Annotated in this window: 20 protein-coding genes; 5 read left to right on the plus strand and 15 right to left on the minus strand. The window is 67.3% G+C overall.

The window, feature by feature from the left end:
- Positions 1-127 precede the first annotated feature (127 nt).
- Positions 128-691 carry a hypothetical protein gene (locus tag ACEYYH_RS02110; protein WP_374976645.1) on the plus strand — a complete coding sequence of 188 codons (564 nt, stop codon included), beginning with the start codon at positions 128-130 and terminating at the stop codon, positions 689-691.
- Between the two features lie 85 nt (positions 692-776).
- Here ACEYYH_RS02110 and ACEYYH_RS02115 read toward each other — a convergent pair whose 3' ends face one another.
- The gene (locus ACEYYH_RS02115) at positions 777-1,379 is read right to left on the minus strand and encodes a hypothetical protein (protein ID WP_374976646.1); all 603 of its coding nucleotides are present in this window, start codon (positions 1,377-1,379) and stop codon (positions 777-779) included.
- A 216-nt stretch (positions 1,380-1,595) separates the two neighbouring features.
- Positions 1,596-2,198, minus strand: coding sequence for an HIRAN domain-containing protein (locus ACEYYH_RS02120; RefSeq protein ID WP_374976647.1), 603 nt, complete (start codon positions 2,196-2,198; stop codon positions 1,596-1,598).
- 214 nt (positions 2,199-2,412) lie between these two features.
- Between ACEYYH_RS02120 and ACEYYH_RS02125 the strand changes: the two genes are divergently transcribed.
- Together ACEYYH_RS02125 and ACEYYH_RS02130 are read left to right on the plus strand one after the other, a co-directional pair.
- Entirely contained in the window at positions 2,413-3,780 is a 1,368-nt protein-coding gene (locus ACEYYH_RS02125; RefSeq protein ID WP_374976648.1) for a hypothetical protein, read from the plus strand.
- Between the two features lie 277 nt (positions 3,781-4,057).
- Positions 4,058-5,194 (plus strand): hypothetical protein, encoded by a 1,137-nt coding sequence (locus tag ACEYYH_RS02130; RefSeq protein ID WP_374976649.1) that lies wholly within the window; start codon positions 4,058-4,060, stop codon positions 5,192-5,194.
- Between the two features lie 146 nt (positions 5,195-5,340).
- Here the strand turns inward: ACEYYH_RS02130 and ACEYYH_RS02135 are convergent, their stop codons facing one another.
- The 3 genes from ACEYYH_RS02135 to ACEYYH_RS02145 all read right to left on the minus strand — a co-directional run bounded on the left by ACEYYH_RS02135 (position 5,341) and on the right by ACEYYH_RS02145 (position 7,942).
- Entirely contained in the window at positions 5,341-5,850 is a 510-nt protein-coding gene (locus ACEYYH_RS02135) for a GNAT family N-acetyltransferase (RefSeq protein WP_374976650.1), read from the minus strand.
- 60 nt (positions 5,851-5,910) lie between these two features.
- The gene (locus ACEYYH_RS02140) at positions 5,911-7,134 is read right to left on the minus strand and encodes an IS256 family transposase (RefSeq protein WP_374976651.1); all 1,224 of its coding nucleotides are present in this window, start codon (positions 7,132-7,134) and stop codon (positions 5,911-5,913) included.
- A 310-nt stretch (positions 7,135-7,444) separates the two neighbouring features.
- Entirely contained in the window at positions 7,445-7,942 is a 498-nt protein-coding gene (locus ACEYYH_RS02145) for a DUF6882 domain-containing protein (RefSeq protein WP_374976652.1), read from the minus strand.
- 491 nt (positions 7,943-8,433) lie between these two features.
- Between ACEYYH_RS02145 and ACEYYH_RS02150 the strand changes: the two genes are divergently transcribed.
- Entirely contained in the window at positions 8,434-11,481 is a 3,048-nt protein-coding gene (locus ACEYYH_RS02150; protein ID WP_374976653.1) for an AAA family ATPase, read from the plus strand.
- Positions 11,482-11,509: 28 nt separating this feature from the next.
- On the opposite strand, the gene ACEYYH_RS02155 is transcribed toward ACEYYH_RS02150, so the two are convergent.
- Complete coding sequence (locus ACEYYH_RS02155) at positions 11,510-11,818, minus strand: hypothetical protein (RefSeq protein ID WP_374976654.1); 309 nt, start codon at positions 11,816-11,818, stop codon at positions 11,510-11,512.
- Between the two features lie 112 nt (positions 11,819-11,930).
- Between ACEYYH_RS02155 and ACEYYH_RS02160 the strand changes: the two genes are divergently transcribed.
- Positions 11,931-12,152: a hypothetical protein gene (locus tag ACEYYH_RS02160; RefSeq protein ID WP_374976655.1), complete on the plus strand. Its 222-nt coding sequence runs from the start codon at positions 11,931-11,933 to the stop codon at positions 12,150-12,152.
- A gap of 27 nt (positions 12,153-12,179) precedes the next feature.
- Here the strand turns inward: ACEYYH_RS02160 and ACEYYH_RS02165 are convergent, their stop codons facing one another.
- From ACEYYH_RS02165 to ACEYYH_RS02205, 9 genes are all read right to left on the minus strand, one after another.
- Positions 12,180-12,311: a hypothetical protein gene (locus ACEYYH_RS02165; protein WP_374976656.1), complete on the minus strand. Its 132-nt coding sequence runs from the start codon at positions 12,309-12,311 to the stop codon at positions 12,180-12,182.
- A gap of 148 nt (positions 12,312-12,459) precedes the next feature.
- Positions 12,460-12,906 (minus strand): single-stranded DNA-binding protein, encoded by a 447-nt coding sequence (locus tag ACEYYH_RS02170; RefSeq protein WP_374976657.1) that lies wholly within the window; start codon positions 12,904-12,906, stop codon positions 12,460-12,462.
- Positions 12,903-13,424 (minus strand): hypothetical protein, encoded by a 522-nt coding sequence (locus ACEYYH_RS02175; RefSeq protein WP_374976658.1) that lies wholly within the window; start codon positions 13,422-13,424, stop codon positions 12,903-12,905. Before ACEYYH_RS02175 ends, ACEYYH_RS02170 begins: the two co-directional genes overlap by 4 nt.
- Complete coding sequence (locus tag ACEYYH_RS02180) at positions 13,421-13,816, minus strand: hypothetical protein (protein WP_374976659.1); 396 nt, start codon at positions 13,814-13,816, stop codon at positions 13,421-13,423. The genes ACEYYH_RS02175 and ACEYYH_RS02180 overlap by 4 nt, the downstream gene beginning before the upstream one ends.
- The gene (locus ACEYYH_RS02185; protein WP_374976660.1) at positions 13,813-15,654 is read right to left on the minus strand and encodes a type IV secretory system conjugative DNA transfer family protein; all 1,842 of its coding nucleotides are present in this window, start codon (positions 15,652-15,654) and stop codon (positions 13,813-13,815) included. The genes ACEYYH_RS02180 and ACEYYH_RS02185 overlap by 4 nt, the downstream gene beginning before the upstream one ends.
- A gap of 15 nt (positions 15,655-15,669) precedes the next feature.
- Positions 15,670-16,989: an AAA family ATPase gene (locus tag ACEYYH_RS02190; protein WP_374976661.1), complete on the minus strand. Its 1,320-nt coding sequence runs from the start codon at positions 16,987-16,989 to the stop codon at positions 15,670-15,672.
- Positions 16,990-16,991: 2 nt separating this feature from the next.
- Entirely contained in the window at positions 16,992-18,602 is a 1,611-nt protein-coding gene (locus ACEYYH_RS02195; protein ID WP_374976662.1) for a hypothetical protein, read from the minus strand.
- Positions 18,602-20,095 carry an SCO6880 family protein gene (locus ACEYYH_RS02200; RefSeq protein WP_374976663.1) on the minus strand — a complete coding sequence of 498 codons (1,494 nt, stop codon included), beginning with the start codon at positions 20,093-20,095 and terminating at the stop codon, positions 18,602-18,604. The genes ACEYYH_RS02195 and ACEYYH_RS02200 overlap by 1 nt, the downstream gene beginning before the upstream one ends.
- Positions 20,092-21,438 (minus strand): hypothetical protein, encoded by a 1,347-nt coding sequence (locus ACEYYH_RS02205; RefSeq protein ID WP_374976664.1) that lies wholly within the window; start codon positions 21,436-21,438, stop codon positions 20,092-20,094. Before ACEYYH_RS02205 ends, ACEYYH_RS02200 begins: the two co-directional genes overlap by 4 nt.
- Positions 21,439-21,529: the final 91 nt, after the last annotated feature.

A 21,529-nucleotide genomic window follows, 5' to 3' on the forward strand; every position in this document is an offset into this window, starting at 1 on the left:
GCGGAGCATACGGTGGCCGCGCGACATCGGTAAATGCGGAGCAGGGAGAGAACAGGTAACGGGGCGATACCCGCAACCGGGTCCAGCAACGCACGCAGCTTGTCCCGATTCGCAGATAATGGGGCCGATGTTCCTTGAGACGAGGCGGGTGGTCGCGGGCGCTGTGGTCGCTGGCGCGCTGATGGTGTGCGCGGGGTACGCGCCCTCATCAATCGATTCCTCGCTCTGGTTGCAGCTTGATCGTCAGGAGAACGTGGTCTATGAGGCCTTCGGCGATCCGGTTCTCGCTCCCTCCGACCCGAAGAGCTTCGTTGACTCGCTCGGCACTGTCGCGGACTACTGGGACGGAGCATCGAGCCCCGACTTCATCGATCCTGCCGTCGGCGCGACGGTGTTCTACAACGTGTCCGAACGTACTGATGGGCGCAACGACCCGGTCTTGGAGTTTGACGTGTTCGTGACCTCCGGGCACCGCCCGGACGGCAGCTCCGCCTCAAGCGGATGGTTTGCTCCGTCGCCGTCGTCTGTCTACACCTGCTACCGACTATCGGTAACCTTCGTTGCTGACACCGTGTGGAATCACTCTCGCTCCCGCGACTACGGCGAGGACAGACTCGTTTGCCCGCAGGAGCTTGTGGACGCGCAGGGCGGTGGCGCCCAGTACAGAGAGCCGTGGGAGTTCGACGGATGACCCTCGAGCTCTCGCCGCCGGCCCGCCGATCATTCGAAGTCCATCACCGCGTCGCAGAGGGGCGGACGAATCTCGTGTCGCGGGCTTAGTCTCCGACGCTCCCGGGTAGGACGTCATCCGTCCGAGCCGACGCCGAGTCCAGTCGAGGGTCATTGCGTAGCTGCCGGAAGATCGGTAGCTCCGCGGCCATGATGAGTGAATCCGGATATAGCCGGCCGCCCCATGCCAGCCGATTCTCGACGTCCCAGGCGAACTCGGGTACCCGTCGCCCGGCTTCCACGTCAGCTGGAATCAGATTGGCTCCGAAGTAGTCCTCACCGTGCACGCGGACGGGTGAGTCGATGGGCACTTCGCCGTACCCCACCCAGCGGAGGCATCGAAGGGTCAGGTCGCCGATGGCATCGCGCAGCGCTTCAGCGGTCGAGCTGTCGAGCACGCCCATGCACGAGACCAGTTCGAGGACCTGGGGTTGGGTCGCGGCGAGATGCTGTGTCGCTTCGAACCAGTTCAGCGATGCCGGGTGCTCGTCGACGTCGACGTACCGGGACCAACGCACGGGGTTCCCGTCGCGGTCGATGAACGGGAGATAGACGCGGAGCATCGGCAGACCCCGGTGGGACGCCGGGATGAAGTCACGAGCGGGGGTGTGCCATCCCGACTGCTCCAGCTCCACTGTCGTCTGCCCCATGCATTGACCGTAGCGAAGTGCGCCGATTATCGAGTGGGCTCACCGGGCGGCGAGTAGCGGCTGAAGAACTCGGTGTCCCACCGGACCGTGAGCCGGTCGCTGAGCGGACAGATCTCTGACTGGGCGCGGGACCCGGCGTCATGGGGAGCCGACGGTAGCGGTTGGGCGCCACGTAGTTGCGACTCGCCGCGCTAGTCGGATTCCACCGACGCCGCCCTATGTGTTGGGAAGGTCCCGGTACAGATAGCGGATGATGTCCCGGCTGGCAGCGAGTACCTTGGGCGGTTCGACCTCGATGAAGGATGCGACGAGCGGCTCACCTCCGTCGAGAAGCTTGGCGAGTCGTCGAGCAATGCCTTTGTTGTAGTGGCCCACCATGACCCCGCCAGCGTGGACGGCAACGGCGTTTGGGTCATACGGGTTCTGCGGTTCACGTACGAGTTCCGCGGGGCCGAGAACGGCCTTGCCGTCGTAGTGATTGTGCCCTCGTAGCTTGGCTCCCCAAATCCCAAGACGCGGGAGGTACCGGTTGTCGACGTTTACGAGGAGGCCGGTCGTGTCCTCTCGGAGCCAGAGTGCCCCGGTGTGGCGAACGAGCCGAAGCGGCGGCATGCCGTCGGGTAGAGGCTGCAGAAGCTCAGCGTGCTGATCCTGAGGCAAGTAGATCCGCTCGTATGTGTGCGTGCTCTGTGGACGCTCCTCGCGTCGCGCACTTTCGGTTTCGGGTGTCGGCGTGAGTGTGGTGGCCTCGGGCTTGAAAGCTACCGCGGAGGCGGTCGCGGGTCGCAATGCTTTGCGTATCGTGTCGAACCATCCCACGCGCTCATCCTAGGTAGGGCTACGGCAAACGTCTCGCAGGTGGACAGGAGTGCGTCCGGGGTATCGTCCCGGGACTAACCCAGGAAACGACGCCGCTCCTCGTCGATTTCTCCTCACGCACTTGGTCGCGCAACGCGCTGCGGTTCGAAATGCCCGAGAGGGTGCGGGGTTGCCGATAGCGTTCGGGTGTAGTCGTGTCACCAATGGAGTCGAGATGGCAGAAGAGAACCCCTGGAACGTCGCGCGTCTGATCCCGACGTCCGGGATCAACGGTGCTGAAGAGCAGGAGCGACGAGCGACTTCGGCTCTGCTCGCGGTAATGAGTTCGGTGAAGGAATATGGCCGGGTAGTAACGGGTCGTATGGGAGCGCCGGCGGGGGTGCTTGAGACATTCATCGAGGTGCCGTTCCAGTTGGGTGACAAGAAGGTGTTTCCCGATGGCCTCATTCGAGTGAAGCGGGGAAGCAAGATCTGGACCGCGCTCGTCGAGGTCAAGACAGGCAACAACGAACTCCAGCGGGAACAGCTGGAGAACTACCTGGACGTCGCGCGGGAACACCGCTTCGATGCGTTGCTGACGATCTCTAACGAGATCCCGCCCGCGGCGGGCACACATCCGACCGTCGTCGACAAGCGCAAGTCCAGATACGCCACCATGCACCATCTGTCATGGACCGAAGTGCTGACGGCCGCGATCATGCAGAAGGAATTCCGTGGGGTGGCTGACCCGGACCAGGCGTGGATCCTGGGTGAGCTGATCCGGTACCTCGAGCACCCGAAGTCGGGCGCCGTCGAGTTCACGGACATGGGGCCGAGCTGGGTGCCGGTTCGTGACTCGGTGTCGAGTGGCACGCTCCGCAAGAGCGACAAGGATGCCGCGCAGGTGGCGGGCCGGTTCGATGCGCTGCTGCGCTATGGCGCGCTCAAGCTCGGGCAGCGGCTTGGCGCTGACGTCACTCAGGTCTTGTCAAAAGCGGAGGTCGCCAACCCGGCGCTTCGAATCGTCGCCGTCACCGACATGTTGGTGACCGAGGGCAAGATGTCGGGCGCGATTCGGATCCCGAATGCGGTGTCGCCGCTGACGGTGACCGTTGATATCCGCGCAGGGCAGGTCACCTGCTCCTTCTCCACGAGCGCTCCCGCCGAGGGCCGGCCCACCACGAGGGTCAACTGGCTATTGCGCCAGCTCAAGGACGCCCCCGATTCTCTCCGCATTGAGGCGTTCGCGGCGCGTCAGCGTGGCGGCACCGCCGAACTTCTGAAGACCGCTCGTGAGGATCCCGGCGTCCTTGTCGCCGATCCCACAAAGGAGATCAAGTCGTTCACTGTCACGTACATCGGGAAGATGGGCGGGGCTCGGCTGGCGGGGAGATCCGGCTTCATCGATTCAGTGATGGACTCGATCCTCGAGTCCTACGACGTCGTCGGCCAGCGACTCAAGGACTGGTCTGCCGCCCCACCTCGCCTCCGCAAGCCCGAAGAGGTCGTGGTGGACGAGCAGGTGTCGAAGGACATTCCCTCGGCAGCCCTCTCGTCCCAAGACGACGAGCTGCCCGGTTCTTCGGCACCCGACACGTCGTAAGCGCGCAACACGAAGTTCCCACGCTCGACGCTGCTGGCGGGCCGAGGTCGGTCCGACGGATGGGCGTGGGCGTGCTCGCACGCCGGTCCGCCAGCGGGCCCACGAATCTGGGCTGGGAACATAGCGATGGGTAGTTTCACCGGCGTAGCGGAGGCCGCGTAGGCCTGAATCAGCCGGGCCGGGATTGACAGGCGTCGTTCTTCGCCGTCGAGGAATCGCTGGCGCTAACCTCGTACCACAATTAGCGCCTTGGCGAGATGGGGATCAGTCTGTGGCGATGTCTGAGACGAAGGATTCGAGCGAGTATCACCGAGGGTTTGTTCCGCGTCCGAAGTCTCGTGCTCTGAGCCACGTCGCATGGTGGTCGTATCTGTGGTTCCTTCCATTGATGGTTGCCGCACTGATCGGCTGGCAGTCTGGCAACGGTCTAGCTTGGATTGCCGTGCTTGGAGAGGGAGTCTCCGAGAGTCTTGATTGGTCGCTTTCGATCATGGTCTCGGTACTGCTCGCGTTCTACGCCGTGTCCATAGGTGGCCAACTCCTTCAACTGGACAAGCTGGCCAGCACGCGGAACATCCTCGGGATCGCGGGCGCGGCAATTGGCGCGGCAGCGATACTGCTTGGAGCATTGGTAGCTGCGTACGCTTTCACCGAGCCATCCGCGTGGGGCACGGTCATCGCGCTCGTGCCCGTCACCGGGATCGTCCTGTTCCTCGTTCTTCACCTCGGCTTCCAGATGAATGTGTCGCTGGCCAAGCGACGACACGAGCTGCAAGAGGACGCCGCGCGCTTGGATGAGACAGCCAATCGACTGAATGCCATGTGGGAGCGGAAACCAGATCGGGGACGCGTGCTCTCGCTACTTGGTTGGCTCACGCCGTCCTTGATGGGTCTGCTGTGCTGTCTTGGCGCGCTGGCACTGTCGTCTGTCGACGCCGACGTGTGGTCCATTTTCACCTCGGCATGGGTTTGGCTCCTGGGATGCCTAGTGATCGCTGTCATCCTCACTACTTTCGTGGGGTTGGGGCATCGGTACAGGTTTCGCGAGGTCGTCGACAGCGCCGGCATGGCGTACCTCCCGCTGATCGCTCTTTGGGTCGTGGCCGTATTGCTTCTTGCACCGTTGCTCAGCTCGATAGTGCCAGTGGATTCGGCGTCCGACGGCTTGCTCACTGCGGCAATAGCGGGATGGGTGACAACGCTTACCGTGGCGTCGTGGCCATTGAAGTGGACTTCACGGCGACTTCCACTCCCTTCGATCGCCGAACTTGAGCTCTGGAGAGCTCAGGAGGCGACAAAGATGCGAACTCAGGCGGTCCAAGCCGAGCTCGCCGCGTTGCCGTTGGAGGAATCGAACACGGAGAGCGTGGCCGACCGCATTCGTAGCGTCGTTTCCAAAGCGCTCAGCCGATAACTCCGCGCAAATGGCCTGAGCCTACAGGTCTCATGGGCGGACCCTGGCCGGGGCTGCTACGGCCGGCCAGCCTCGGGCCAGTCGCAGATGCACTAGGGTGAGCAAGGGGACGGAACCTGTTACGCACGGCGACCGCACGTCGGTCGTTAGGCGAGCACCAAAGGCATGCTCAGAACCCAGCGCACCGCTTCGTCATTGCCGCGGTCCTCGTTCTCCCGATGCATCCCGATCTTGGCCGCCACCCGGGTCGACGCGCGATTTTCGGGGTGGGCTATCGCGATGAGTTCCTCAGCCCCGAGGCGGTCTCGCGCGAAGTCGCTGCATGCGGCGGCCGCTTCCGTCGCGAGCCCCTGCCCTTGCCAGTGGGGCAGGACGTGGTAGCCGACCTCGAGGCGCCGGGTGCCGTTGACGTCCTGCCAGGTCAGGCCACAATCCCCGACGAACTCGCCCGAGATGGTTTCGATGATCCATAGCCCGTGCCCGTACTCGGCATAGTTTTTCTGGTTCCAGTCGATCCACGAGGCTGCCTGCTCACGGGTCTTCGGGGCGGGATAGAACCGCATGACCTCGGGATTCCAGAGAAGGTCGGCCATGGCGGGCAGATCGGGCGGAGCCATGTGGCGAAAGTGCAGTCGCGGGGTGTCGGGCGGGAGCATTCGGGTGACGTCCCGCTTGTTGGTGGAGTTTCTCGACACCGTGCGGGTCAGCTTGTTTGATTATGCTGCGGTGAGTTCGGGGATGCTCACCTCCTCGCTGTCGGTGAGCAGCAGGGCCATGGAGTGTTCGCTGAAGTAGCGGCGGTCGGCGCCGTCCCATTCGTCGTGCTGTTCGATGAGGACGTGCCCGGCGAGGCGCAGCAGCGCGGCGGGGTTGGGGAACGTGCCGACGACGTCGGTGCGGCGTTTGATCTCCTTGTTGACGCGCTCCAGCGGGTTCGTGGACCAGATCTGACGCCAGTGCTGGAACGGGAACTGGCAGAACGCGAGCAGGTCGTCCTTGGCGTCCTCGAGCATGTCGGCGACCTTCGGGTGCGAGCGGCTCAGGATGCGGGTGACCTCGTGGAACTGGGTGAACACGTGCTCGGTATCGGGTTGCGCGAAGATCGTGCGGATGATCGACGCGACCATCGGGCCGGCCGCCTTTGGGACCGCGGTGAGCACATTCCTCATGAAATGGACCCGGCATCTTTGCCAACTGGCGCCTTGGAACACGGTGTCGACCGCGGCGATCAGGCCGGTGTGCGCGTCGCTGATCACGAGCTTCACCCCGCCGAGGCCGCGGGCCTTCAACGAGCGGAGGAAGGTGGTCCAGAACGGCTGCGATTCGGTCTCGCCGACCTCGAAGCCGAGCACTTCCCTGCGCCCGTCCGCGGCGACCCCGATAGCGACGACGACGGCCTGCGACACCACCCGCCGGCCGACGCGGGCTTTGCAGTAGGTCGCGTCGAGGAACACGTACGGGTAGGTGGTGTCCGCCAGCGGCCGGTCGCGGAACGCGGCGACGTCCTCGTCCAGGTTGGCGCAGATCCGCGACACCTCCGACTTCGAGATCCCGGTGTCCACGCCCAGCGCCTTCACGAGATCGTCGACCTTGCGAGTCGAGATGCCGTGGACATAGGCCTCCATCACGACCGCGAACAGTGCTTGGTCGACCCGGCGGCGCCGTTCCAGCAGCGACGGGAAGAACGACCCGGTACGCAGCTTCGGGATCCGCAACTCCAAATCCCCGGCCGTGGTGCTGACGGTCTTCGGTCGGGAGCCGTTGCGGACCGCGACCCGGTCGACGCTGCGCTCATACGGGGCGGCGCCGATGAACGCGGCCGCTTCCGCGTCGATCAGCTCCTGGTAGAGCGCTTCGGTCGCGACCCGGATCCGGTCGCTGACGTCGGTGAGTTTCAGTTCCCCGAGGAGCTCGAGGAGGGCAGACTGGTCAAGAGCCATCGTGCGTTGTGTCCTTCTGTGAGTAGCTTTAGCCGGTTCTCACTGACCATCGCACGATGGCTCACCAACGTCTACGACACTGGCGACCCCACCGGAAACCCCACCACCACAGGGGACGTCATCAGCATTCGTCGACCATAGCGAAAGCCCCTGCCTCCCTCGCCGTCGGGCGGCATATCGAGCGGGCGACCACTACCACCCATGAGCCGAGGGCAGTCGATGGACCGTTCGTTGGCGTGCGGATGTCGGTCCTCAGGCGTGGCGGAGCACCGGTCCGGCGCCTAGGGCTGGCGAGGAGTTGCGTGGATGCCTAGAGAGGCCTGACCTCTAGGTCGGTGAAGCCCAAGTACACGTAGTTGGTTGCTGAGGGTGCCCGGTACCAACCGTCCAGGCCGGCCACCTCGACCGCAACATTGGCGAGATCATCAGCGAACTCCGCCGGGATCTGAAGTTTCGCGTCATGGAGCAACTGCAGGCCGGGTCGCGTCGCGATCGCCTTTACCTCTAGCGATGCACCAGTGACGGGCTCCGGGACGGATCCATTTGCCCAGCCCCACAGCCAGGTGCCGGGGGTGATCGCGTAGCTGCCAAGCAGCTGGACTCGTCCGGCGACGATGCGATCGGGGAACTCGAATGAGAGCGTTCCTGCAGCGAGATCAGCTGACCAATGATCTGCGGTTCCGATACCCCACTGCTCGACGGCCCGCTGCTGCTTAGACAACGTCTCGACGTGACACTCGACGATCAGCTGTCTCAGCTCGGGAGTCAAAGATGCGACCTGGTCGCGGCTCCGGCGCTTCCAGATCATTGGGCCACATTACTGAGGAGGGGATGCAGGTCGCACGCAAGCTGGTCGTTGCTCGAGGCGCAGGGGAGGGCAGCAGCGCGATCGGAGCCGTGGCAGGTGTGGTTGCGGATAGCCGGGTCGATGAGGTGCGCGATGGAGGCTTCGTTTGCGAACGCCAGGTCGAAATCCGCAGACGCCGCGCGCCGCGGACGAAGCCCGCGCTGACGAAGGTCTCCCGAGCAACGAGCAACGAGCAACGAGCAACGAGCGACGAGCGACGACCGACGAGCGACGACCGACGAGCGACGAGCGAGGAAGCGCGACCAAGAAAATCGGAATGCACGCAGGCACTTTCTGTGGAAGTCGTTTCAAGTTAAGCAGTTTGCGGCTACTCTGGCTGAATGCGGGGTGGCCTCGAGCGGTGGAAGCGGGGTGCAGAATCTCAAGGGGTTCGGCAAGCGATCTCCTATGCGCTGAAGGGGTCGTGCGACTCGCACCTGCGATCCGCGGGCGTGGACGCGCTCGCCGGGTACGGGGGCGATGACTCGGCGGGGGTGACCCGGTTCGCGGTCGAGGATGGCGTGATCCGGACGGACCTGCTGGACGACGCCGGGTTACGGCGGTGGGTGGATGGTTGCGACCCGGTGACCGGGGAGCGACGGGGCCGGGATCTGCGTTCCGCGGAGGCGGATCTGATCCTGGATGGCACGATCAATGCGCCGAAGTCGTACAGCATCGCCGCGCTCATCCACCCGGAGTTGGCGGTCGCGTTCGAGGCGCTGCAGGACCGTCTGCGCGACCGGATCATCACAACCTGGCAGGCGGAACTGAATGCCCGCCGCGGTGCCGGTGGCCGCGTCCGCGAAGCCCTGCACCGGGTGGAGGTGGTCGAATTGCAGCACCGCCGCTCGCGGGCGCTGGACCCGCACATTCACCGGCACCTGTGGCTGAGCGTGAAGGTGCTCGGCTGCGACGGGCAATGGTCCAACGTGGACTCCCGGGTCGCGATGAAGCTGCACACCGTCATCAACGCGGAAGGGGAGCTCGCCGCCCGCACCGACCCCGACTGGCTGCACGCGCTCGCCCGCCACGGCTACACCCTCAACGGCGACGGCGAGATCGCAGAGCTGGCGCATGTGGTGCGGCCGCTATCACGGCGGTCGACACAGATCGAAGCGAACCGGGCGATGCTGCTCGCCGCATGGCGGGCAGAGCACCCCGGCCAGGAGCCGAGCCCCGACCAGCTGCATCAGATCGACCGGGTGGCGTGGGCGAAGGCCCGCCCCAACAAGCCCGACACCATCGACGAGACCGCCTGGGAACACCTCATCACCGACGAACTCGCCACCCTCGACCCCACCCTCCTAGAGCCTCGAGCCGCGGTGCCGGTGCGTGCGGCCACGCTCGACGAACTCGAACTCGAACTCGACCACGGCCTGCTCGCGGCGCGCGCTGCAGTGGACGCGGATGCCCGCTCCACCGCATGCGGGGGACGATTCAGCCTGTTCGATCTGCGCGCCGGTGCAACCCGCGCGCTGGCCTCGTCCGGCGTCGTCGGCGCGCGCGAGGACCTGCAACCGGTGATCGATGAGGTGCTGCGCCGCGCCGGCGAGTTCACCGTTGACCTGTTGGCGGAGGAGGGAGACCGGCCCGCCCACGTGAAGGCGTACATGGCCACTGCGACCGCGGCACTGAAGGTCGAACTCGCCGCACGATTCGACGCCCTCACCCACGCCGGATTCCCGGCACCCGAGGCGGAAGTGGTCGCGACTGCGGGCGAGGTGCTGCGGGAGGGGGTGACCATAGATCGGGAGCAGGTGGCGGCGGCGGCGGCGATCGCGGGTACCGATCGGCTGGTGTCGGTCACCGGCCCCGCGGGTGCGGGAAAGACCACCATGCTGCGGGTCGCCAAGACCGCGCTCGCCCGTCGCGGACGGGGCATGGTCGTGGTGGCGCCGACGAAGAAGGCGGCGTCGGTCGCCGGCCGCGAGCTGGGCACGACGGCGTCGAGCCTGCACGCGCTACTGGCCGATCACGGCTACAGGTGGGGTCGCGACGACGCCGGCGCCGAGGTGTGGACCCGGCTGGCTCCGGGCGACCTCGACACCGCCACCGGCTACGTGTACGAGGGGCCGCGACGGTTCCCGCTGGCCGCGGGGGATCGGATCGTGGTGGATGAGGCGGGCATGATCGACCTGCACACCGCCAGCGCGCTCGCCACGGTCGCGGCCGATACCGGCGCTGGGATCGCGATGGTCGGCGATCACCTGCAGGCTCGCCCGGTCGGCCACTCCGGCGCGATGGCCGCCCTCACCCGGCGCGCCACCGCTGTCGTCGGACTGACCGCGGTGCACCGGTTCCGCGACCCGGACTATGCCGCGCTCACGCTGCGGATGCGGGAACCCGCGTCGAAGGAGGCCGCTCTTGCGGTCGCCGCGGAGTTGGACGCCCGGGGCCTGATCCACCGGGTTGCGGACCATGTTCAGGCGCGAGACGTGATGGTCGAGGCGTACTTCCGCTGGACCCGCGACCACCACCGCGTCGCCCTGGTCACCGGCACCAACGACGAAGCCGACACCATCAACGAGGCCATCCAGCAGCGCCGCGTCGATGCCGGCGAGCTCACGCTGGATCGGATCGCGGTCGGGCAGGGCGAGCAGCGCCTGCTGGAGGGTGACGTGGTGCAGACCCGCCGCAACGACCGCGAGACCGACGTCGAGAACCGGGCCGTCTGGACCATCCGCCACATCACCCCCACCGGCCTGGAGCTGGCGAGCACCTCCGACAGTGGCGACAGCCGCACGGTCACCCTCGACTACGCGGCTCGCCACGTGCACCTCGCCTACGCGTCGACGGTGCACGGCATCCAGGGGGAGACCACCGACGCCGCCGTCGTCGGCCCTGACGTGGACGCGTCCGGGCTCTACGTCGGGATGACCCGCGGCCGCAGCCACAACGAGGCGATCGCGATCGCCGGCACCAAAGCGGCAGCGCGGGACCGGATCGCCGACAGCATGCTCCGCGGAATCCCCGAGGTGAGCATCGACGACTCGCTCCGCGCCGCCCGCACCGAACTGAGCCGCGCCGCCCGCCCACCCATGCCTGCCCCATGGACCGACCACGCCCGACGACCCCTCGGCCACGTTCTCGACATCGACCGGGTACACGCCGAGTACCAGCGACGAGAGGCCACGACCCGCAGCGAGCTCGACAAGGCCACGCAATGGCTACACGACACGTGGCGCACCCTCCTCGACCTCGACGCCCGAATCGCCGGCGACACCGCGACCGGACACGGCCGACCTGCCGGAAGCGACGGAGAGCCTCTCGCCACTCGAGAACGGCTCGCCGACGAGTACCAGACCCGCACCCGCGCCCACGCGGACCTCGTCCGCACGCACCGCGAGTACGCGCAGCAGCTCGTCGCTGCCGAGACCGAACGCCGCATCCGGGCCGGCCTGGACGCCACGCAACACCGCGCCGAGAACGTCGCTCGCCAATCGCACGCAGCAACACGCGCCTCGTCGACCACACCAACGACGACGCCTCTGCGCCGCTGAACGCGGGCATGGCTCGACCGCACCGTCCTCAGGCGACGGCGCTCACCGCATTCGCCCACACCCAGCAGCGCAACTCCTTCTCGCCGACGGTGAACTGGATGCCGCAGGCAAGGTCGTTCCAGACCACCACGACGGCGTCGACGAGCATCGCGTACGGGCCGAACCGCACCCACGCCTTACACGCCTTCGGGCGCGGATCCCGCGTGACCGGCAGGGTGTCCTCGCGGCGCTCCTCCGCCGTCAGCGACTGCAACGGATTCTCCTCGGCGATGCGCTGCATGATGCGGTTGTCCATCTGCCGGTCGTAATACTCGGCGTACCTTTTGCTGGTCCCCATCCCGGACATCCCCTCATCCGGCCGCATCCCCGACTCTAGCAAGACTCGAAGCTATGTTCTATTCTTGTGTGTCATGGGCGAGGTGGCGGTAGAACACGAAGTGACTCTATGGATGGTCGACGACATCCCAGTGCGGATGCTCTACGCCGGCCGCCGGTGGCGCGTCACCGACATCCCGACCCGGTTGCGGGACTCGATCTGGGCCACCCCCGGCGCGCCGTCTCGCGGGTTGTACGGGTGGCGGTTCCAAGCGACGGATGAGGCCGGTGAGACAGTGGTCTTCGACGTCTACCGGGCCGAGACCGACTGGCACGTGCACCACTGCTACATCTAACCCGCACCGCCGGCGCGCGGAACCGGGTCAGGCGGAGGGGATGCTGCCGATCACGACGATCCGACAGGAGTGACAGGCGAAGCCGTGGCCGGCGTCCCGCAACACGGCCGAGCACTCCGGACAGCGCGGCTGTTCCGCGTCGTCGAGGGAGTCGTGCATGGCGCCGACACTACGCCGGGGCAGCAGTGGCTGGCCGGATCCCGTGGAAATGTGACGCCGCCCAGCCGGGGAGGGCTGTCGCGTCGGGTGGGCAGAGTGGCGGGGCGAGAGTACAGTGACTCTCGCCCCGCTCGTCTGTTGGTTCAGGTCAGCGTGACAGTTCGGCGCCGGCGTACGAGGCCGGTGTCGCTACCGGCCCCGAAGCGTCTGCTGCGGGGCCGTTAGCTTTTGGGGAACGGTCGACAATGACGTCGGCGAACTTCAGCGACGCGCCGACGTTGTCCGCGACGATATCGCGGGTCTCCCGGGACTGTCCGGTCTCCTTGTCGACATAGGTGCCGAACCGGAGGTCGCCGGCGACGACCACGGAATCGCCCTTGCGGAGCGAGTCGGCGACGTGCCGGGCCTGCTGGTTGAACACGACGACCCGGTGGAACACGGTGCCGACGTCCTCCCACCTGTTGGTGGTCTCGTTCAGGCGGCGGTCGTTGACGGCGACGGTGAACCGGGCGTACTCGTTGCCCGATTCGGCGTTGCCGTGTTCCGGGTCACTGGTGAGATTTCCCTCGATAGTGACGGGGATCCTGGTGGTCATCCTTCTTCCTTCCTGTCAGAGACACCGGGGGTGTCTCGGTGGGCGTGGGCCTTCCTGGTCCACGCGTCCCATTCCTGCTCATCGGTGATCCCGTCCCATGAGCGGGGTTTGAGGGGGTCGTGACCGCGGGCGCAGCCGCCGGAATAGGCCTTCGCCATCCGGGGAAGGGCGAGGCTGAGGCGTTCGTGCCAGCCGATCGGCCCGAACCCGGCGTCGGTGGAATCGAACGCGACGGTGTGCGCGGTGTGCAGCGCGGACAGTTCTTCGACGAGCTGCCCGTGCTTGTACCAGCAGGCGGGGACGACGGATTCGGAGATCCGGTACCGCACGGTGAACCATTCCACCCAGTCCCGCAGCGCCTCCCAGGCGTCGGCGGCCTTGTGGTCGGGGAGGGTGCGCCAGTTGATGATGTGCGCGCCGAGCGGCTCAGATGACCCGTACCGGTGGTTCGGGCCGTACCCGGAGACATCGTTCGCGACCGCATCGTCGTAGTCCGGCGGCGGGGGCAGATCGGTCATGCGGCATCCCCGTGGTCGGGCTGCAGCTTCTGCCGCAACCGGGCGAGCGCGAGGTGGGAGGCAGCGCGCCGCGTGCGGTTGCGGGAGAGGACGGCGTCGCGGTCGATGAGCCGGTGCAGCAGGTCGTGGCAGTACGGGTGCATCGCCACCAGGTCCTCATCCGCCTCCCCGGCGCTCCAGGCGCCGCCGAGAAGTCTCACCCCGCGGTAGTCGAGGTGGTGCAGCTCGAGCTGGCCGCGAGTGGCCGCCCGTCCGCAACCCGCACAGGTGAGCGGCTGGCCGGTGGTGGCGTGGTGGGTGAACCAGCGGTCGCGGCGCGCGAACCACGCCTTCGAGCGGAGGAACTCGTTCCTGTACAGGTTGAACAGTGCCGGGCGGCGACGATTGCTCATTCCTGGCTCACCCCCTCCACCGGCTCGGAACTCTCGGACTCCGGAACTACGGCAGCTCCGGAGTTCGGAACACGGGACTGCGTGTTGAACACCGCGCGCTGTTCCTGCTCGGTCGCCCGCTTGCCGGACTGGATGATGTTCGCGTCTCGGCGCTCGTCCCACCCGGCGAGGTCCAGCAGCACGCTGCGGCGGTTGCGGTAGGCCAGCAGCCCGACGCTCGGTGGTAGCCGGCGGATCTCGTCGACTGACATCAGCGCGCGGCGCTCAAGATGCTCACTGGTGGAGTGCCCGACCTCCCGTGTCGACCAGGAGCGTTGCTCACGGCGGGTGTCGCGGGTGCCGAGCAGCGACTCGATGTCGCGGAGATGACCGACATGGCTGGCACCCCCAAGAAGCACCTTCGCGGTGGCGGCGGCCCAGATGGTGTCGGCTTCCGCGCGCGACCAGGACGTCTCCGCCTGGGAGAGGGCTTGCAGCACGATGAAGGTGCAGATCCCGCGGCCGCCGCCGTCGGCCATGATGCGGGGCAGGTTTCCCCACCGGAACATGTTCGCGATCTCATCCAGGATGAGCCCGAGCGGGTGCGGGAGGCGGGAGCCTGGGGAGGCGAGCGCGGTGGTGCGGGCGACCTCGACGATGTCATCCAGCACCGCGCCCAGCCACCCGCCCATCGCCGACGCCCCCGACGACGACCCGATCAGGTAGAGGGTGTTCGCGGCGTCCAGGAACTCCCGCGGGTCGAACACCTCATCGCCGGGGCGGGGGAGCAGGGCGTCGCGGATCTGCGGAACCGCCAGCGGCGCGACGGCACCTTGCACGCCGAACCAGATGGACGAGACCAGCTTCTCGTCGCCAGAAATCGTAGCGTCTAGGCTGTCACCCCACCCGGGGGTGCCGTCCGTCTTCAGGATGTCGACCGCGGCACGGGTCTGCGCCGGGCTCGTGCCCCAGTCGTACAGCTCGGAGATCGTCTTGCCGCCGACGGCGGCCGCGTGCAAGAGCCGCCCGAGGACCACTCCGGACGCTTGCGCCCACTCCTCGTTGGTCCGGGAGGCGCCCAGGGCGGTGCCGGTGATGATCGCGGCGCCGCGCTGCATGGCCACGAGGGGGTCCTCACAGCCGGCGATTGGGGAGATGCGGAGGGGGTGGCGGATGCCGGAGAGGCCCTGCGGGTCGAACACGTGCACCTGGCCGCGGGTCTGCCGCATCCTCATCGTCGCCGTCAGGTTGTCGTTCGTGGTCGACGTGGTGATCAACGGCCCCGACCAGTCCAGGATCGCCGAGATCAACACCCGGTACCCCTTCCCTGACCGGGGCGGACCCTCGAGGGCGACGGAGTCCTCGATCGACACGTACACGTCCTGCCCCCGCGACCTCCCAACCCGCCACCCCACATCCGTCGCAGTGGGCTTCGGGATGTCGGGGCGGAGCTGGTGCGCCCGTTGCAGGACCGCTTTGGCGGAGAGGTGGTCGCGGATCTCCGCGCCGGTGGCGAACCCGGGGCGGGTGCGCAGGTCGGTGATGAACGCTCGATCCGACTCCCGATACCGGCGCACCGCCACCACCACCCACACCGCCAACCCGCCGATCAGCAGCACCGCGACCACATCCACGATCCGGATGACCGCGACCGGCAGGACGCACCCGGCGGATGGGCTGTAGGTGCCGGGGGTGCCGGTGACGGCGAGCACGAGTCCGGAGAACAGGTTCACCGGGACGGGACGGGTGCCGCAGGTCAGCGTGGTGGCGGCTTCGGCGATGAACCCAAACGCGAGCGCGAGCAGCATTGCCGCGGCGACGAGGATCGCCGCTGCCTTCCCGAGGATACTCTGATTCATCGGTCACACCCGCTCTTAGAGGCCTTCGGCGGCGGAGCCCGCGGCGCTGAGCCAGGCATCCCGGGTGCGGGGGCGAAGCATGTCGAATCGCAGCGGCCCGGCCTTCAGCGCGGGGTCAAACGGGATGATGTGCACAGCGCGGACGTGCCCGGCGAAGCCGTCCGCGATGCGACGCGCCGGAGTGGTGCCGGTGGGTTCGGATTGGGTGACGAGGACCACGGCGCGGTCGGCGAGGGCGGCGGAGCGTTCGTCGCGGCCGCGGAGCGCGTCCAGCAGGAGGGCGGCGGATTCGGAGGATTCCGGGTTGGCGAGGGTGGGGATGACGAGTTGGTAGGAGGAGTCGATCATCCGCAGCCATCGGTCGGCGGATTCGTCGTTGCCGGAGTCGAAGATGACGAGGCGGTAGAACCTGGCCGCGACCTGCATCAGCAGGTCGAAGTCCCCAGCTCCGATGCGTTGGTCGGTGGCGAGCAGTTCCGGGTTGGAGCGCAGCACGTCGTACCGGTCCGCGCTCTGGTGGTGCACGAATCGGCTGATGTCCGACACTCCCGCCCCGGGGGTGAGGAGTGCGGGGGCGGCGGGGAGGAGGTCGCGGAGCGTGGTGTCGTAGGTGCCTTGTTCGGTGCGCCAGCCGAGGGTGCCGCGGGTGTCGTTGTTGTCCCACGCCAGCACCGTCCCGCCGCCCTCGCGGGCGTAGACGGCGGCGAGTATGGCGGTGGTCATGGTCTTGCCGACACCGCCTTTGCCGTTGACGACGGCGAGGGTGCGGCATCCCGCCCACTGCCGTGCCACCAGCGCCCGTTCCTCGGCCCGCCGTACCTCGGCGGCGGACGGGCGGACGGTGATGCCGAGGCCAGTGAGGATCCCGCGCCACCCGGTGACCGGGGGTGTGGTGTCGGTGGTGGGGGTCAGGAAGGTGGGGCGGGTAGGGGACTCCGCAGCCGGCGCGGAACCTGCGTGGAGTGCGTCCGGCTGCGAAGTCGCTTCCCTCACCTCCTCTCCACGTGCTGTTGTGATGGTGTCGTCGATGTCCTGGTACGGCCCCAGGTCCAGCTCCTCCCCGTCACTGATCTCGGCTTCCGCAGTGGTGGGGAGGAGGGTGAGGTCGCCGGTTGGGTCGACGAGCAGGTGGTGGTGCCCTCGGTCGCCGGAGGTGACGAGCTCTACCGGGGTGCCGGTGCGGCGGGCCTCGTCACTGGCCCGACGGATCACGGCATGGCGGATGTCCTCGTCCCCGGTGGCGGTGACCGGTTCGGTCTGCCCGTCGGTGGTGATGAACGTCGCGGTGGGGCCGGTGACAGTCGCGTAGGTGCGGGGGTGGATGACGGTGGTCATGATCACAGCTCCTCGGTCAGGTCGCGGGTCTCCGCAGTCAGCCAGCCGTCCACAGCGTTGTCGGCGGGTTCGGCGGGTTGGGGCCAGTAGTCGTCGAGTGCGCCGGTGTCGATGACCCGGACGGTGGCGTCATCGTGGTCGGCGGGGTTTACGGCGTCGTCGGTGGCGAACAGTTCGTACTCCCACGGCGTGGAGGTGGCGAAGCAGTCCACCAGGTAGGAGTACTGCCCCACGTAGGCGAGGAACTCGCCCTTGCGCAGCTGACGCGCCATCTCCACATGCGGGCCCGGCAGATTCAACCGGGTGCGCAGCGCGGTCTGTTCTTGGTGGTTGACGCGGAAGATGAGCTTGTTCTCGATGTCCCCGACGATCGAGTACGCGAGGGAGCGTTCCAGGGAGCCCTCTTCGCCGACCGCGTCGAGGTCACCCATCTTGTGCAGGATGACGATGTTGCTGATCCCGTAATGCCGGGAGAGTTTCAGCCACTGCTGGAACATCTGCAGCGACGCCAGCGACGTCATGTCCCGCCACCCCTCCTCCCGCACCACATACCGGGTCCGCCGTGCCGCACGATCTGAGATGACCGCCTGAATCCATGCGGTGGAACAGACCTGGGTGAGCTGGGCGGCGAGGTCTCCGCGGGCGAAGAGTTCGGACGTGTCGGTGACGACCATAGGAGCGTCCTGGTCGAACTCGACCGTGGATTCGTCTTCGAACAGCCCGGAGAGGTCGCCTTCCACGAAGCGTCGGAGCACGAACCGGGGCTGGATCGCCCCCTCGGCGGCCCGGAACGCCGCATTCGTGTCGCCGGCGAGGTGGCCGAGCTCCTCGTAGACGCTGCGGAGGGTGGGGTGGTCGCCTGTACGGGTGATGCACCGCTCGAGGGCGTCGAGGATGGCGGCGTGCTCGACCGCGGTGAGTCGGTTGCCGAGGGTCATCTCGATGAGCGCGATGAGGGTGCCGATGCGGCGTTGCTTCACCATCTGCTCGTGCTGTTCATCCGACGTCCCGGTGCGGCGGGGTCCACGGTCGAGCGGGTTGAGGCGGGTGCCGGTGCCGCCGCCGAGCCGGATCACCCGACCGCCCGGGATCGCCTCCGCGACGGTCACCCACTCGCCCTTCGGGTCGGACGGCACCACCACCTGATGGCCGAACGCGATGGAACGTGTGACGAGCGTCTTCACCGTGGCGGACTTCCCACCCCGGTACGCACCCAAGACGAGGATGTTGGTGGAGAAGGTGCCGCGTTCGGTGGCGTCGACGTACGCCTCCCACGGTGAGAAGTGCCAGAGTGCGTCGGCGTTGAGATCGACGCCGAGGATGGGGCCGCGGTGCCCGAGACCACTGTCGGCGACGAACGGGTAGATCCCGGCGATGTGCTGCGAGGTCGCCTGGTGCGCCGGGATCCACGCTTTCGCGAGGTTCCAGTATCCTCCCTGCGTGATGCCGGGGCCGAACGGTCCCGGCACCGCCGGCTCCGGCAGATTCCGGTCCCGCCGCGACGAACGTCCCTGCTTCTCCTCTAGCTGCGCGGTGAGGATCTGTTTCTGCAGGTCACGCTTCTCGCGGCGGGTGAGGCCGGCGGGGGTGAAGGTGGCGGCGTGGCGGGTCATCACTTCATCCCCAACCCGACCGGGATCGCATTCACCATCAACGCCTCAGCCTGCTGGCAGTACAGGATCTGCGCCTCCATGCCCGCCCGCGACAGCGCGTTGCGCATCCCGGCGATGGCCTGGTCGAGGCGTTCCTCGTCGGGGGCGGTGACGGTGAGGTAGGCGCCGTACAGGAACTCGCCGTGCCCGTTCGCGATCTCCTGCTCCTGCTGCTCCAGCGCCTTCCAGTCCGCAGCATCCGCCGCCGACCCATCCGCCCCCCGCTTCGCCCGCAGCTTCTCGTTCCCGCGCCACACCTTCTTCTCATCCCGGATCCGCTTCAACGCCTTCGACACCGGCACCGGGGTGAGCACGATGGAGAAGATGTGGGTGATCGCCTCCCCGGTGTGCGGGTGCCGGGCGAACACCACGGGGGCGAGGAATCCGACTGGGGAGTCGGAGCGGGGCCATTCGTGCACCCACATCGTGGTGTGCACCGCGGAGTCGGTGACCACGATCCCGTTGCGGCCCTTCGGCTCGTCGAGGTACATCGGCCCGATCGCGACCGGGTCCACCCCGGCGAGGGTGTCGGGGCGGTTCTGCACGGTCGCGGCGAACTCCGGATCGAACGCCAACCGCCCCAACGCGGCGACCTCCCGAGGCGATAGCCAGCGGCGCACCTTGATCTTCGCGGCCGACAGTGCGTCGGCGAGGTTGCCTGCCTCGATCTGCGCGAGGGCGACGATGGCGTCCTTGCCGCCGCCGAGCGCTCTCAGCTGGGAACCGAGGGTGACCAGGTCGAGGGTGAGGACGAGGTAGTTTCGGTGCGCGACCTCGAACCGTTCGGCGTGGTCCATCACGTCCTGGTAGTTGCGGGCCACCGGTGACTCCGGGTTCAGGTCTCGCACCCGCCGCACGGTCTCGTAGTGCTCCCGAGCGGCACGGATCGTGGTGGGCAGGGTGCGTTCCTGCAGCGTCACCCGCTTCACCCCCGGCCGTTGCGTGAACGGGCCGAGCACTCGGTCGAACTGCTCCGCTAGGTCGAACCTCTCCGGCAGGTCGTGCATCAGGAACCCCTGCACTTCGAGCTCCGCGATCACACTCACGGATCGGTCGTGCGGGTTGTAGGCCGCGGCCGTCTCGTTGCTGTCCCACAGCTGGATCGACGCGCGAGTGCCGGGCAGATTCAGCGTTCCGGTGAGGCGAGGCTGTTCGGGACGGAAGGTCTGCGTCGTGGCCCCGGCGGTGTGCCGGACTTGCTTCATCAACCACAGCCCCGCCATCCGCGGTGTCGAGACGCCGTGAATGCTGGTGAGCGCGGTGACCCCGAACAGCAGGTACAACGGTGCCCCGTAGAGGAGGCCCAGGGGACCGAACCGGTTCACGAAGACCAGCACGACCAGCGCGGCGGCGGTGAGGAAGGCAATCTGCCACCCGTCCATGCCCATGACCACGCCCTGCCGGGACCGGCGCGGCAACCGCACCGGACGAAGGTAATCGGGCGTGGTGCTCATGACGGGCTCCCCTCAGGTCGGGGCGGTTGCGGCGACGGTGACGACGGCGGCCTCACCGACGGAGAACCCGGGGTAGATGCGGTCGACGGGCGACTACCACCCGGGGCGGGGGTGCGGGCCTGCGCAGGCGCGGCGGCACCCCGGGGCGCGTTCGCCTGCCCGGACCGCGCGGCCGCCGGCTTCGCCGCCGGTCCGCTGGACGACGGTCCGGTGCCGGAGGGGCGGATCCCGGAGGGGAGGCCGCCGAGGCGGGTGGGGATGGCGGCGACGCCGCGCGCGCCGGTCGCGGCCATCCGGCCACCGTGGGAGCCGAGCCGGGAACCGATGCTGTCGGCGGCGACCGCGCCGGTGAAGCTGAACAGCCCGAAGATCGCGAACGGCGCGAACGCCACCAGCACCAGACCGATCAGCAGCGGCCACGACTGCGGGTTCCAGATCGTCTTCACCGACGCAAGTCCCTGCACGATGAGCGTGACGAACCCGATCGTGAGCGGAGCGGTCAGCAGCAGCACCATCACCGCAGACAGGTAGCCGACGACCCACTGCGGGCCGATGCGACGCACCGGGAACAGCATCCACGCCACCGGGCCGACCATGATCAGCGCGGCCAGCGCGATGTTGCGGAACGCGAACACCAACATCAACAAGAACATCCCCAGCATCAGCAGCCCGTGAATCAGGAACGCGAAGAAGTAGTTCGCTTGCCCACCCGCCCACATCACCGACTGCAACGTCGAATACAACGACGCCGGCCCGTCGCCGTTGAGGATGTACCAGGTCATGTCATCGACCGCATTCAATAGGTGCCCGGTCAGCCACAACGTGAGCGGCACCGCCGGGATCGCGATGAACGTCCGCACCAGCGCGCCGACCAGCTCCTCCCGGTCACCAGTGACGATTGCGGCGGCGATCGCCCACACCATCGCCCCGAACGTGATGATCAGGATCGCCCACTGCCAGAACGACCACTGATCCACCGCCGCCGACCACAACAACGTCGACGTGTCGAACCGCATGTTGTCTGCCACCAGGAACATCACCCCGGTCGCCGTCAACGCCATCCCGCGACCGGCGTTCTCAAAGGTGAGGCACACCGCATCGCCGAGACTGCACCCGTACTTCACGAGGAGAGGCGTGCCGCCCGCACTTTGTAGTGCTTGGGCGTGCCCGTCGAAAGTGGTGCACACCGTCGTCGATACCCCTTGATACAGCACACCCATGAAGCACTGCTGTTCGGTAACCTCGCCGGGATCGGTCGGGGTGCAACTCACCTGTCCACCGGCGCTCTGGCAGTCAACCGGAAAGGCGGGAGCCGACCAGGATTCGCCCGTCACCGTGTTCATGGACACCGGTGCCCAGGACTCGACGGGACTCGCCTGTGCGGCGGTGCCCGAGCCGAGCACAATCGCGAGACCTGTAGCGAGACCGAGCCGG

It is taken from the genome of Microbacterium trichothecenolyticum, from assembly GCF_041938625.1.
GTDB lineage: Bacteria > Actinomycetota > Actinomycetes > Actinomycetales > Microbacteriaceae > Microbacterium > Microbacterium trichothecenolyticum_D.